12 protein-coding genes and 1 pseudogene are annotated in these 13,548 nt (G+C 73.1%); 10 read left to right on the top strand and 3 right to left on the bottom strand.

Annotated features, from left to right (window positions below):
• Together AB8Z36_RS12760 and AB8Z36_RS12765 are read left to right on the top strand one after the other, a co-directional pair.
• Window positions 1-157 (top strand): annotated as a pseudogene (locus tag AB8Z36_RS12760) (mycothiol conjugate amidase Mca); the annotation flags it as partial.
• A gap of 19 nt (window positions 158-176) precedes the next feature.
• Window positions 177-437, top strand: coding sequence for a hypothetical protein (locus AB8Z36_RS12765; protein WP_369213386.1), 261 nt, complete (start codon window positions 177-179; stop codon window positions 435-437).
• 9 nt (window positions 438-446) lie between these two features.
• On the opposite strand, the gene AB8Z36_RS12770 is transcribed toward AB8Z36_RS12765, so the two are convergent.
• Window positions 447-3,665, bottom strand: coding sequence for a tetratricopeptide repeat protein (locus AB8Z36_RS12770; protein WP_369213375.1), 3,219 nt, complete (start codon window positions 3,663-3,665; stop codon window positions 447-449).
• A 350-nt stretch (window positions 3,666-4,015) separates the two neighbouring features.
• On the opposite strand from AB8Z36_RS12770, the gene AB8Z36_RS12775 reads away from it, so the two are divergent.
• The 8 genes from AB8Z36_RS12775 to AB8Z36_RS12810 all read left to right on the top strand — a co-directional run bounded on the left by AB8Z36_RS12775 (window position 4,016) and on the right by AB8Z36_RS12810 (window position 12,263).
• Complete coding sequence (locus tag AB8Z36_RS12775) at window positions 4,016-4,222, top strand: cypemycin family RiPP (protein WP_369213376.1); 207 nt, start codon at window positions 4,016-4,018, stop codon at window positions 4,220-4,222.
• Window positions 4,223-4,351: 129 nt separating this feature from the next.
• Window positions 4,352-6,088 (top strand): alpha/beta fold hydrolase, encoded by a 1,737-nt coding sequence (locus tag AB8Z36_RS12780; RefSeq protein ID WP_369213377.1) that lies wholly within the window; start codon window positions 4,352-4,354, stop codon window positions 6,086-6,088.
• Window positions 6,078-6,674, top strand: a complete 597-nt coding sequence (locus AB8Z36_RS12785; protein ID WP_369213378.1) for a hypothetical protein — start codon at window positions 6,078-6,080, stop codon at window positions 6,672-6,674. Before AB8Z36_RS12780 ends, AB8Z36_RS12785 begins: the two co-directional genes overlap by 11 nt.
• Window positions 6,671-7,243, top strand: a complete 573-nt coding sequence (locus AB8Z36_RS12790; RefSeq protein WP_369213379.1) for a CypD family RiPP peptide-cysteine decarboxylase — start codon at window positions 6,671-6,673, stop codon at window positions 7,241-7,243. The genes AB8Z36_RS12785 and AB8Z36_RS12790 overlap by 4 nt, the downstream gene beginning before the upstream one ends.
• Entirely contained in the window at window positions 7,236-7,973 is a 738-nt protein-coding gene (locus tag AB8Z36_RS12795) for a class I SAM-dependent methyltransferase (RefSeq protein WP_369213380.1), read from the top strand. Before AB8Z36_RS12790 ends, AB8Z36_RS12795 begins: the two co-directional genes overlap by 8 nt.
• Window positions 7,970-8,602, top strand: a complete 633-nt coding sequence (locus tag AB8Z36_RS12800; protein ID WP_369213381.1) for an ABC transporter ATP-binding protein — start codon at window positions 7,970-7,972, stop codon at window positions 8,600-8,602. Before AB8Z36_RS12795 ends, AB8Z36_RS12800 begins: the two co-directional genes overlap by 4 nt.
• Window positions 8,599-10,149: a hypothetical protein gene (locus AB8Z36_RS12805; RefSeq protein ID WP_369213382.1), complete on the top strand. Its 1,551-nt coding sequence runs from the start codon at window positions 8,599-8,601 to the stop codon at window positions 10,147-10,149. The genes AB8Z36_RS12800 and AB8Z36_RS12805 overlap by 4 nt, the downstream gene beginning before the upstream one ends.
• Window positions 10,150-10,241: 92 nt before the next feature.
• Window positions 10,242-12,263, top strand: coding sequence for a thioredoxin domain-containing protein (locus tag AB8Z36_RS12810; RefSeq protein WP_369213383.1), 2,022 nt, complete (start codon window positions 10,242-10,244; stop codon window positions 12,261-12,263).
• Here AB8Z36_RS12810 and AB8Z36_RS12815 read toward each other — a convergent pair.
• Both AB8Z36_RS12815 and AB8Z36_RS12820 read right to left on the bottom strand, forming a co-directional pair.
• Window positions 12,191-13,003 (bottom strand): Mut7-C RNAse domain-containing protein, encoded by an 813-nt coding sequence (locus AB8Z36_RS12815; protein ID WP_369213384.1) that lies wholly within the window; start codon window positions 13,001-13,003, stop codon window positions 12,191-12,193. The genes AB8Z36_RS12810 and AB8Z36_RS12815 overlap by 73 nt on opposite strands.
• A gap of 4 nt (window positions 13,004-13,007) precedes the next feature.
• On the bottom strand, window positions 13,008-13,548 hold a 541-nt coding region (locus tag AB8Z36_RS12820; RefSeq protein WP_369213385.1), incomplete at its 5' end, for a TetR/AcrR family transcriptional regulator.

Below are 13,548 nucleotides of genomic sequence, written 5' to 3' on the forward strand. Positions count from 1 at the left end.
CGCCACGCAGATCGACCCCGAGGGCGGCTGGTTCCGGGCGCCGCTCGACCTCCAGCGGGAGGTCTGGCCGACGGAGGAGTACGAGCTCGCGAAGTCGCTCGTCGATACCTCCCTCCCCGAGGACGACCTCTTCGCGGGCATCCGCGACAATGCCTAGCGTGAACGTACATCTGGCAATGACGCATCTCGTCCCTCTTGCCAAGGAGGTCGACGACGACAAGGTGACGCCCGGCGTGCTCGGGTTCATCGTCTTCGCGGTGATGGCCCTTGCCGTCTGGGGCCTCATGAAGTCGATGAACCGCCACATGGGCAAGGTCGACTTCAAGGAGCCGGAGAAGGACGGCGCCGAGCCGGGCGGCGCGGAGCGGGACGAGCCGGTCGGCGCCGCCGCCGGTGACGGCTCGTCCCCGAAGAAGCGGGACGACGCGGGGAAGTAGCGCCCCGGGTCAGCTGGGCTGTGGCATGTCCACTCCCATGATTTCGCGGGCGTGCCGGCTCGGCACCATGCCGAGCCGCCAGGCCTGCCAGCCCGCCTCCAGATCGGCGCCGCGCTCCAGGAGGAGCCCGAAGGCCTGGACGTACTCGGTCAGCTTGCCGTCGCGGGTCGGGTGCTCGGTGCGGCCGAGCTGGGACAGCTCCTCCTGGGCGACCGCCGTGCCGATCTCCCAGCCGCCGGGCGAGGCGTACGGCAGCAGCGTGCAGCGCAGGAAGCGCGCCCAGTCCTCGCCCCTGCGGTCGCCGTAGGAGGCGAAGAGCGTGATCGCCTCGTCGCAGAGGGCGAGCGCCTGCTGGGTGCGGTTGTTGCCCGCGTCCACGACGACCAGCTCCAGGCAGGTCCAGGCCTCCCCGTGCGCCACGCCGATACGCTGGAAGTCGGCGCGGGCGTCCACCAGGAGCTGGCGGGCGAAGCCGGAGTTGCGCAGGGAGCCGGTCTGCGCGGCCCGCTGGTCGCGGGTGACGCGCGCGGAGTGGTGCCGGGCGCACGCCAGGCCGTACACGTCCCGCATCCGGGAGAACATCGTGCGCGCCCGTTCGAGCTCGCGCACCGCCTGGTCGAGGTCGCCGGTCTCCTCAAGAGCCTGCCCGAGGTAGTAGAGCGACCACGCCTCGCCGCGCGCGTCCTCGTTGTCACGGTGCCGGGCGACCGCCTGGCGCATTCCGTCCACCGCCGGTGAGGGATCGCCGTCCACCAGACGGGCCCGCGCGAGCTGGGTGAGGGCCCACGCCTCGCCGCGCGGGTCATGGGTGCGGCCGTACCGGTCCAGGGCGTCGCGCAGCTCGCTCTCCGCGCGCGGTACGTCGCCCATCCGCAGACAGAGCTGGCCGAGCTGGAAGTGCGTCCAGGCCTCGCCGTGCACCGAGCCGCTCTCGCGGTGCAGCCGCAGCGCCTTCTCCAGCATCTCCAGGGCGTGCGCCAGATGGGCGCGGTCCCGCTCCACCGCCGCGAGGGCGTGCAGCGTCCAGGCGCGGTCGCCCGCCAGTTCGTCGGTGGCCTGGAGGTTCAGGGCCTCGGTGAGACGGGCCGCGGCCTCGGTGAGGTTGCCCTGGTGGTGCAGGGTGATGCCGAGCGAGCCGAGGGCGCGGGCCGCCGCGGCGTCCTGGTTGGCCTCGAAGTACAGGTCGACGACGGAGTTCAGTGTCGTACGGGACTGATCCAGCTCGCCGAGCTGGCGGGCCGCGATGCCGGTGCGCCACTGCACGCTGCGGCCGAGCAGCCCCTGGTCGATGGCCTGCGTCAGCTCCTGGATCTCGCCGAGGCGGTACAGGTCGCCGCGGAGCAGGCAGTAGTCGCACAGGGCGCCGAGCAGATTGAGCACGGCCCGCTGGTCGACGCCCTCGGCGTGCCGCAGGGCCGCCGTGATGAACGTCGACTCGTCGTCCAGCCAGCGCAGCGCCGCGTCGAGCGAGGTGAAGCCGTGCTGTCCGAACTGGTCGGCGCGGGTGGACGTCTTGCCGTCGACCAGGCGGATCACGGTGTCGGCCAGCTCGCCGTAGCTGGCGATGAGGCGCTCCTGCGCGGCGGTGCGCTCGGCGGGCTCCTCCTCGTCGAGGAGGCGGCCCTGCGCGAAGGAGCGCACCAGGTCGTGCAGGCGGTGCCGGCCGCCGCGCAGCCGGTCGACGAGGCCCGCGCGGGAGAGCGCGGTGAGCAGCCGGTCCGCCTCCTGCTCGTCCGTGCCGAGCAGGGCCGCGGCGGCGGACGGGCCGAGCGAGGCGCGCCCGGCGAGCGCGAGACGCCGAAGGAGGCGCCGGGCGGGCTCGCTCTGGTCGTTGTAGCGCAGCCACAGGACGCGTTCGACGGGGCCGATCTTGTCGGCGGGCCCGTAGGCCGCGAGGTCGGAGGCGAGCTGCCGGGGCGTACGGGGGCCTAGCGAGGAGCCCGCGGCGCGCAGGGCCAGCGGCAGGCCGCCGCACAGCTCCCGTATCGCGTCCGCCGAGTCGGCGTCGTAGGGGCCCGAGGGGTCCTCGGCGGACTCCCGCAGGAGCTGCTCGGCGCCCGCCTCGTCCAGCGCCTCCACGGGCAGCGCGTGCACCCACGCGGGCAGGTCGGAGGGGAGCCGGACGGGCTCCCGCGCGGTGACGAGGACCAGGCTGTCGGAGCGCTCGGGGATCAGGGTGCGGACCTGCTCGGCGTCGCCCGCGTCGTCGAGGATGACGGTCACCGCGACACCCGTCAGATACTGGTGGTACAGCTCGGTGAGCCGCTTGACCTGCTGTTCCTGGGAGGACCGCTCACGGAACAGGAGCTGCTCGCGCGGGGCGCCGAGACGGTTGAGCAGATGCAGCAGCGCGTCCCGCGTGGAGAGCGGCGTCTCCTGCGGGGTGTCGCCGCGCAGATCGACCACGCAGGCGCCGCGGAACTGGTCCCGCAGTTCGTGCGCCGCCCGCACGGCGAGCGAGGAGCGCCCCGAGCCCGGCGCCCCGTGCAGGACGACCACCGTGGGCCGGGTGTCGGTGCTGGCCCGCGCCGCGTGCACCCACCGCGCGATGTGCCCGAGCTCCGCCCTGCGGCCCGCGAAGGGCCCCTCGACCTCCGGGAGTTGCTCGAATGACTGCTGGAGCACGGAGCGCCTGCGCGCCGCCGCGCTCTTGTCGGTGCCGCGGAGCTGCGGCGCGGGCTTCTTCGCCGTACGGGTGCCGGTGGACGCGGCGAGGACCCGCTGCTGGTCGAGGAAGGGCCTGATGCCCCGCACCTCCAGGGCGGTCAGCCACTGGAGGCGGAGCTGCTCGGGCCCGCCGGGCTGGCTGAGCGCCCCGGCGCGGCGGCTGGCCGCGGGGACGTGGGACGCCGTGACCTTCAGGACGGTGGCGGCGGCGCCCGCCACCGCCACGACGACACCGGTGCCGAGCGCCGTGCCCGCGCTGGTGCCGAACGACAGATCCGAGACACCCGCGGCGACGGCGGCGACCACCGCCACGAGCAGCGGGGTCCCCGCGCCCTCGCGGGCGTACCGCTGGCCGAAGGTGAGCCGTCCCGCGTCCGCCTCGTCCAGGGCGCGGGTGTACGCCGCGTACTCCTCGGCGGCCGTCCGGGCCATGCCGTCCAGGGCGGCGCGCGACCGCGAGAGCAGCACACCCCCGTCGACGCGCCCGCCCGAGCGCCGCACCTCCTCCTCCACGGCCCGGACCAACAGCCGCTCGGCCTCGGCCCGATGGCTGTCCCGCATATGGGTTCCCCCTCCGAGTGCAACATCGCCGGAGCCCAAGTGTCCTGCGTACGGGCCCCGGACGCGAGGGAGCCGACGGATCAGGGCGCGGCGGTGGAGCCGCGCGGAGGCTTTTCCCGCGGGGCCGAAAATGAACTGTGACTCCTGTGACGTGCGAAGTCATCTGCTACGCACGGCAATTGCCGGGTCAGGCGTGCTTGACTCGTTCTTGAAGGTTTGTTTAAGGTCGGTCCGCGACGTCGAGTTGCAGGCGTTGTGCGGCACGTTCACTCAGAGCGGGCGACGGGGGTGGCAACGTAAGGCAGGCCGAGTCCATTCGCTCGCATGACCACCGACGAAAGGTTAGTGAAGTGCGATCCGAATCGACTCTCACGCGTACGGATTCCGCCGAGATTCGCCCCGAGGCGCTGGCGGCCCAGGAATTCGCGAACACCATCCTCAGCGGTGCGGCGCCGGGTTTCCACTCGGACTGCGAGACGCCCGCCATGGCCACCCCGGCCACCCCCACCGCTGCTCAGTTCGTGATCCAGGGCAGCACCATATGCCTCGTCTGCTGACGGAGGGCTGACCCGGAGCCGGAGAAGCCCGCAATACCGGGCTTCTCCGGCGCACGGTTCCCGCAGTGCTTGTGACGGCCGCCAGGTGTGCGACGGGGAGACGAAGAACCGGTGAAATGGAAGCGGTGGGTGCAGCGCGCATCGAACGCGACTGCGGCCCAGCAAGCGGCCGACCGCGTATTTCTGCCGATAGCGATCGGGCAGACGCTGGCAGCGGCGGAGACGCTATTTCTCCGTGCGGAATTCAAAGAGGACGGATATCTCAGGGGGACATCGGCCCAGCAGTATCCGCCGGGCGGTCTGCGGCACCGGATCTGCCGTGTTCTCGACCATTCACGTACCCCCAGACTTCTCGCGGGAGCGACCCTCGCCGCCTCGGCGGGACTGCTGCTCGCGCGCGGCAACCGCACCGCACAGATCGCCGCCGCGGCGGTCATCGGGACCTGCAACCGGCTCAGTGAGATCCGCACCCCGTACGGCAGGGACGGCGCCGACCAGATGACCGCGGTCATCACGCAGTACCGCGCGCTCACGGCGCTGATTCCCGACCCGGAGGTCTCCGACGACCTCTTCCTGCGCGCCGTCAACTTCCAGGCGGGGCTGAGCTACGCGGTCTCCGGCATCGCCAAGGCCTTCGGCAGCAGCTGGGTGCAGGGCGACGCCCTGCTCGAAGTCCTCGGGACGGAGGCGTACGGCAGTGGCCCCGCCGCCGAGCTCCTGCGCCGGTACCCGGCACTCTGCCGCGCCCTGACCGTCGGCACGGTGGTCTGGGAGTCGGTCTTCCCGCTCATCTACCTGCTGCCGCGCGAACCGGCCCGCCACGCGCTCACCGCGGTCAAGGCCTTCCACGTCGGCGTGGCCGCGGCCATGGAACTCCCGCGCTTCGTGTGGGGCTTCTTCGGCTCCCACGGTGCCGTCGGCCACGTCCTCGACACCCGCGGCGCGAGCCGGACGTTCGAGAAGACCGTGGCGGGCGTCGCGGGCGGTGTCGTCATCGCCAGCGCGCTGATCGCCCGCGAGAAGCGCCGGATCGCCGAACAGCGGCGGCTCGGCCCCAAGGGCGCCGCACGCCTGCGGCACGCGGACGGCGATGTCGAGTACCGGGTGGACCGCCCGGCGGACCCGGACGCCTCCCGGGCGGTGATCGTCATGGAGTGCGGCCTCGGGCAGTCCCTCGAATCGTGGGAGTGGGTCGCGGAGGGCCTGGCCCGCGACCACACGGTCATCCGCTACCACCGGCCCGGTTACGGCCTCACGACGTCGGGCGCCACGAGCGGGGAGCTGCTCGCCGCCGTGCTGCGGGAGACCGGGGCCGAGGGCGAGATCGTGGTGGTCACCCACTCGATCGGCTCGCTGAGCGCCGCCTCCTACCTCGGGGAGCGGCCCTTCGCCGGACGCGTCGGCAAGCTGATCGTCGTCGACGGCACCGACCCCGCGCTCCTCGACGAGGACCGCACGGACCGCAGACGCCTCGGCAAGTTCCTCCAGGCGCAGGTCTACACCCTCCTCGCGGCCATCACGGGCATCTACGAATGGGCGCCCAACGCGGTCGAACGGCAGGCGGGTTACACCCCCGACACCCAGTACAGCCACGTGCAGTTCGTTTTCTCGCCGGGGAACATCGTCAACTCGGTCCGCGAGTACCGGTCCATGCCGACCGGCGACGCCGTGGACCGGCTCGCCGCGGTGGGAAAGGTCCTGGTCCTCGCCTCGGACGAGTTCGCCGAACAGCAGGCCGTACTGGCCAAGAAGCTGGGGGCCGGATACGAGCTGGTGCACGGTTCCGCGCACCGGTCGATCATCGGCTACCGCCGGCACGCGGAGAAGGTCGAAGACGCTGTCAGAAGGTTCATGGATGCTTGCTGAGCGGATGACGAACAGGATCAAGGGCGGGGCGGCCACCTTCGCGGTCGGGGCGCTCGCGGCGCACCTGGTCGCCACCGTCCTCCAGAACACCCCGGACTCCTACAACCAGGACCTGCGCAAGTTCACGGGCGGCTGGCCCATTCCCGGCTGGCGGTTCTTCGCGCCGAACCCCGGTGTGCAGAACGTGCACCTGCTGGTGCGTGAGGTCACCGGCGAGGGGCCGACGCCGTGGCGCGACGTCACCCCCGTGGTCCCGCACGGCTGGACGCAGGTGCTCTACAACCCGCGGAGCCGAGGACCCAAGGCGCTGTTCGACGCCATGCAGCAGCTCTCCGTGATGAGCGCGAACCAGGCCGACTTCGCCTGGGTCACCCGGAGCCTCCCGTACGACCTGGTGCTCGCGGCGAGCCGGGCGGCGGCGTCCGAGGACGCGAGGATGCTCCAGTTCCTGCTGATGAACGTCTTCCCCAGCGCGCCGGTCGAGCACCGGATGAAGCCGATCCTCACCTCCGAGTGGATTCCGCTCGACGGCACGCCCGGGGCCGCCTCCGGTACCGCCCCCGGCACGACGGGAGCCCTCGCGTGAACGTGGAGAAGTACGAGGGCTCGGAGCTGCACGTCCATATCACCGGGTCCATCAGCGCGGCGCTCGTGCCGTGGTGGATCCACTGGCTGCGCGAGCTCCACCCGGAGCTGACCGTGAACGTGTCGGTGACGCCCGCCGCCGCGCGGTTCCTGGCGGTCCGCTCGCTCAGGCACCTGGCCAACGGCACGGTGTGGACCGACTCGTGGGACGACCAGGACACACCGCCGGAGGTCAACGCGGGCCGAAGCGGTGCGTCCGAGTGCTTCCTCGTCTTCCCCGCGACGCTGGACACCGTCATGCGCCTGGCACAGGGGCGCGCGGACTCACCGGCCCTGATGATGCTGCAGGTGACCGACGCGCCCATCGTGATCGCGGACACCTTCCCGGGGACCAACGAGATCGTCGAGAGCCAGGTGCGGGCCCTCAAGCTGCGCCCGAACGTCGAGTTCGCGCCGCGCGTCAACGGCGTACGCGCGAGCAACCGGTCGACGGCCGAGGTGGGGTTCAACCTGCCGGGAGCCCTCGCCGTGGCCAACAGAATGCGGAAGGAGCGGCGCTGCGGTGAGTGACCCGAGCGTGTACGAAGAGACGGCGATCGAGGCGTACGACCTGATGTCCTCGATGCTCTCCCCGGGGGCCGGGCTCGCCGCCTGGGTCTCCTCCCACCGGCCCCTCGCCGGTCGCAGCGTCCTCGACCTCGGCTGCGGCACGGGGGTCTCCTCCTTCGCGCTCGCCGAGGCCGGTGCGCGGGTCGTGGCGGTCGACGCCTCGCGGCCGTCGCTGGACGTGCTGGAGAAGAAGCGCGGGGACCGGGACGTCGAAGCGGTGCAGGGCGACTTCCGCGAGCTCCGGCTCGACTCCGCGTTCGACGTCATCACCCTGTCGCGGAACACCTTCTTCCTCGCCCAGGAACAGGAGGAGAAGATCGGCCTCCTGCGCGTCGTCGCGCGGCACCTGAAGCCGGGCGGAGCGGCCTTCCTCGACTGCACCGACCCTGCCGAGTACCAGCGCGCGGGCGGCGACGCGCACTCGGTCACCTATCCGCTGGGCCGCGACCGGATGGTGACGGTGACGCAGACCGCGGACCGGGCCGCCCAGCGGGTCCTGAGCATCTTCCTCGTCCAGGGCGCGGCGACCCTCACCGCGTTCCACGAGGAGGCCACCTGGGCCACGCTCGCCGAGATCCGGCTGATGGCGCGGATCGCGGGTCTCCAGGTGGCGGGCGCCGACGGTTCGTACGCGGGCGAGCCCTATACGGCGCGCTCACGGGAGATGCTGATCGTTCTGGAACGGCCGTGAGCGGCGTGCCCGCGCTCGCCGCCAAGGGCGCCACGGTCGTCCTCGACGGAACCACGCTGCTCGCACCGACGACGTTCGCGGTGCCGCCCGGCGAGTTCTGGTGCCTCACCGGCAGCAACGGCTCCGGCAAGACGACGCTCCTGCGGGCCTTCCTCGGCAGCCGGAGGCTGACGGACGGCGCCGTCCTGGTGCGGGGCGAGGCCATCGACATGGCGAGGCCCCGGCACCGCAGGCTCGTCGCCTCCCTGGTCGAACCGGTGCCCGTCGCCCGGGACATGACGCTCCATGAGCAGGTCTCCATGGTCGCCGCCTCCTGGTACGGCAACTCCACGGCGACCGGCGAACGGGCCGGGGAGGTCATCGGGCGGCTCGGCCTCGCCGGACTGGGCGAGCGGTTCCCCTCGCAGCTCTCCTCCGGGCAGCTCCAGCTCTTCAGCCTCGCGCTGACCCTGGTCCGCCCGGCCGACGTCGTCCTGCTCGACGAACCCGAACGGCACCTCGACTCCGATCGCGTGGACCTCGTCACCGAACTGCTCATGGAGCGGGCGGAGCAGGGGACCTCGTTCCTCGTCGCCACCCATGAGTCCGTCGTGGTGGAGGCCTGCGACGGCGTCATGGAGCTGGGATGACGACGGACAGCATCACCGCCGTCGAGGCCCCGCCCAGGGAGCGCGTCCAGGCCGTACGGAGGCGGTACGCCCGCCGCGGGGACCGCGCCACGGTGCGGGACTGGGCGTACACCGCCTATCTCACCGTCATCCTCGGCTTCGTCTACGTGGTGCCGGTCGTCTACCTGGTGCGGACCTCCCGGCCGCTCCTCTCCCTGCCGTCCCCGGAGACGGCGGTGCCCGTGGCGTGCCTGACCGCCGCCGCGGCGGTCTGGGGCGCCCAGCTCACCGGCCGGTTCTGGGGACCGCTGGTGCTCAAGCCGTTCCTGCTGCACGTGTTCATGACCACGGACCTGAGCCCGACGCACTACCTGGACACGATCGCCCGCCGCCGCCTCGCCTACGCGGGAGCCGGCACGCTGCTCGGCCTCTGCACGGCGGCGTTCCTCGCCACCGACGTGTTCGACCACCCGGGAAGCGCGCTCTTCGCGCAGGGCCTGGCCGTCGCCGCGGGCACCGGCGCCCTCGCCCCCGTGGCGTGGCTGTGGGGCCAGGTCCGCACGGTGCGCGAGAACGCGCTGCTCGCCGGTGCCGTGGCCGCCGCCGGGGCCGTCCTCGCGCCGCTCGGCCGGTCCGCGCTCCTCGGCGGGGGCGGCCTCTGGCTCGTCGTCGCCGTGCTCGTGGCCGCCGCGGCGGTACTCGGCAGGACCGCGTTCCGGTCCGTCCGTACGGTCGACCTGGCCCGGCTCGCCCGCGAATCGGCGCGTGCCGCCGAGGCCCAGACCTTCGCCTGGACCGGCACGCTGCACCACGCGCTCGACCTCTACCGCCCGGAGCCGCACGGCCTCACCTCCGCCCTGCGGCGGCCGGACGGGCGGCTGCGCGGACATCTGGCGCAGGGGGCGGTCCGCGCCCTGCGCACCCGGGGGCGCGCCCTCGCGGCCACGGCGTTCCTGCCGGCCGGTGGTGTGCTGTTGACGCTGGGCGTCGCGGAACCGGACGCCAGGACGGCGACGCTGTCCTGGCTGGCCGGTGCGGTCTGCGTGTACTGGGGGTCGGGCTGGACCGGTGAGACCTGGCGCGGCCTGCGCGACGAGCTGACCTTCGCCCCGCTGTACGGCGAGTGGTGGGGCGGGGTGTTCGCCCGCACCCTGGCCTGGCCGGTCGTCGCGGTGACGGTCATGGCGGGGGCGGCCTGCGGGGTCACGCTCCTGGCCCGGTGGCCGGTGCCGGACGGCCGGGCGGCCGACGCGGCGCTGCTCGCCGCCGGGACGGTGGTGCTGGTGCTCGGGGCGCGGTTCCTGCGCGAGATGAAGATGAACCTCCCCATCGAACTGCTGCTGCCCGTCATCACACCGCTCGGCGATCTGTCCGGACTCCGGGTCTTCGTATGGCAGTTCGACGGGCTGGTGGTGGTGCTTGCGGGCGTCCTGGTGATGAACGAACTGCCGTCGGCGTCCGGCGCCGTCCTGACCGCGTCCGCCCTCACCGCCTGGTGCCTCTGGGCGGGCCTGCGCCGGACCGGGTGGGCCCGGCGGGGCCTGCTCACGCGCCTGCGGCGGATCTAGGAAGGGCTCACGGGGGTCCACCGGAGCCCCGTGGAGAACGGCCGGGGACGGGGCTCCCACGTGAGTCCCCGGCGGCAGGGCAGGATGGGGGCATGCCGAACCGACTGGCGCACGAGACGTCCCCCTACCTGCTTCAGCACGCCGACAACCCCGTCGACTGGTGGCCCTGGTCGGCCGAGGCCTTCGAGGAGGCCCGCGAACGCGGCGTACCGGTGCTGCTCAGCGTCGGGTACAGCAGTTGTCACTGGTGCCACGTCATGGCGCACGAGTCCTTCGAGGACGGGGCGACCGCCGCGGTCATGAACGAGAAGTTCGTCAACATCAAGGTCGACCGCGAGGAGCGGCCCGATGTCGACGCCGTCTACATGGAGGCCGTACAGGCCGCGACGGGCCAGGGCGGCTGGCCCATGACCGTCTTCCTCACCGCCGACGCCGAGCCCTTCTACTTCGGTACGTACTTCCCGCCCGAGCCCCGGCACGGCATGCCCTCCTTCACCCAGGTGCTCGACGGTGTGCACCACGCCTGGACGGCCCGGCGCGGCGAGGTCGACGAGGTCGCGGGCAAGATCGTGCGTGACCTCGGGGAGCGGCAGCTCACCCACGGCTCCGGCGAGCGGCCCGGCGAGGACGACCTCGCGCAGGCGCTGCTCGGCCTGACCCGGGACTACGACGCCGCGCACGGCGGCTTCGGCGGGGCGCCCAAGTTCCCGCCGTCCATGGTCATCGAGTTCCTGCTGCGGCACTACGCCCGTACGGGGGCCGAGGGCGCCCTTCAGATGGCCGCCGAGACCTGCGAGCGGATGGCCCGCGGCGGCATCTACGACCAGCTCGGCGGCGGATTCGCGCGGTACTCCGTGGACCGCGAGTGGGTCGTGCCGCACTTCGAGAAGATGCTCTACGACAACGCGCTCCTGTGCCGCGCCTACGCCCATCTGTGGCGGGCCACGGGGTCCGCTCTCGCGCGGCGCGTCGCCCTGGAGACCGCGGACTTCATGGTCCGTGAACTGCGCACCGCCGAGGGCGGTTTCGCCTCCGCGCTCGACGCCGACAGCGAGGACCCGGCCACCGGCGCGCAGGTCGAGGGCGCCTACTACGTCTGGACGCCCGCGCAGCTCCGCGAGGTCCTCGGGGACTCCGACGCCGAGCTCGCCATGGAGGTCTACGGAGTGACGGAGGAGGGCACCTTCGAGGAGGGCGCCTCCGTCCTCCAGCTGCCGCCGCTCGACGGCCCCGTCGCGGACGCCTCCCGCCTCGCCTCCGTACGCCAGAGGCTCCTCGCCGCGCGCGCGGAGCGGCCCGCGCCGGGGCGGGACGACAAGGTCGTCGCCGCGTGGAACGGCCTCGCCGTGGCCGCGCTCGCCGAGGTCGGGGCGTACTTCGACCGGCCCGACCTCGTCGCCGCCGCCGTGGGCGCGGGCGACCTGCTCGTACGGCTGCACATGGACCCGAGGGCGCGGCTCACCAGGACGTCCAAGGACGGGCAGGCCGGTGCCAACGCCGGGGTTCTGGAGGACTACGCCGATGTCGCCGAGGGGTTCCTCGTGCTGGCGTCCGTGACGGGGGAGGGGGTCTGGCTGGAGTTCGCCGGGTTCCTGCTCGACCATGTGCTCGCGCAGTTCGTGGACGCGGAGAGCGGGGCGCTGTACGACACGGCGGCCGACGCGGAGCGGCTCATCCGGCGGCCGCAGGACCCCACGGACAACGCGGCGCCCTCCGGCTGGACGGCCGCCGCCGGGGCGCTCCTTTCGTACGCGGCCCATACCGGCGCCACACCGCACCGGCTCGCCGCCGAGCGGGCGCTCGGGGTCGTCAAGGCGCTCGGGCCCCGGGTGCCGCGGTTCATCGGGCACGGGCTCTCGGTGGCCGAGGCGGCGGTGTCCGGTCCCCTTGAGGTCGCCGTCGTGGGGGAGGTCCTGGGGGACCTCCACCGGACCGCGCTGCTCGGCGGGGCGCCGGGGGCGGTGGTCGCGGCGGGACCCGCGGGCTCCGCCGAACTGCCGCTGCTCGACGGCCGGGGCCTGGTCGACGGCCTGCCGACCGCCTACGTCTGCCGCTCCTTCGTCTGCGACGCCCCCACGACCGATCCGGCGTCCCTGGCCGCCAAGCTGTCCTGACCGAGCCTTTCGGCCGCCCCGCCGAATTCCGTGAGGGCCGCTGTCACCATCGCCTCCAGGCGGTCATGGTGGGCGCCCCGCCAGTACACGCGGTGGCAGGCGGCGCACTGGGCGAAGACGTCGTACGTGCCGCGCGTGCCGCCCTCCAGGCGGTCCGCGACGTCCTCCTTCGACGCCTCGTGCAGCATGCCGTTGCAGGCCGTGCACCGCGTCCACGGCCGCAGCGGCGGGGCGAAACGGCCGAGGATGTCGCGGAGCTGGTCGTCGGGGCGGTCGCTGTAGACGTACGCGCCCGCCCACAGTTCCCGGCGCCGCAGCAGCCCCCGGTCGCGGCTGAGCAGGACCCGCCGCTCGGCCGCCGAGCGCGCGGCGAGCGCGGGGTCGCCGATGTCCGTGCTCTCGTACGCCGCGTCGACGCCGAGGAGCCGCAACCGCCGCGCCAGCGTGCCCAGATGCACGTCGAGGAGGAAGCGGAGGGGAGCCCCCGGCACCCGCTGGGGGCGCGGGACGGCCCGTACGTCCACGCTCTCGCCCGCCGTCGGCACATGCCCCGTCGCGGCCTCACGCCCGTCCACCACGAGCGCGCCGACCTCCGTCAGCGGCACCCCGAGGGACTCGACGACGTGCCCGAGGGTGGACGCGCCGTCGGTGACGACCGTGCTCGGGCCGCCCCTTCGCCCATGCGGAACGAACAGCCCCAGCTCGGGGGCGAAACTGACGGTGATCTCCGGACCGTTCATGCGGTCAGGATGGCATGCCGCCCGCGTCCGGCGCCCCCGAGAATCCGCTCGTCAGTACGGACAGTGTGCGGTCCACGAGGTCCGCGAGGTCGTCCTTGTGGCCGCGCTCGGCCCAGTAGGCCGTGGTCTCGGTGAGCGCCCCCATCAGGCCCATGGAGAAGGCCCGCACCTCCAGGTCGCCGGGGTCCCCGCCGGTGCGCTCCGCGATGACCCGGCAGAGCATGCCGCCGGTCGCCGCCATGCTCTCCAGCATCCGCGACCGCACGGCGGGCACCTCGACCATCAGCCGCGTCCGCAGGACGGCCTCCTCCGGCTCGGCCGAGAAGCCGAGGACGACGGCCCGGCGCAGCACCTGCCGCAGCGACTCCGCGATCGGCTCGTCGGCGGGCCGCTCCCGCAGCTCGCGCTCCAGGACCGGGTCGAACGCGTCGGTGAGGACGATGTCCTCCTTGGCCGGGAAGTAGCGGAAGACCGTGGAGGGGGAGACCTCCGCCGCCTCCGCGATCTGCTCCACGGTCGTCGCCTCGTACCCCCGTTCCCTGATC

The sequence above is a fragment of the Streptomyces flavofungini genome, assembly GCF_041028215.1.
GTDB lineage: Bacteria > Actinomycetota > Actinomycetes > Streptomycetales > Streptomycetaceae > Streptomyces > Streptomyces flavofungini_B.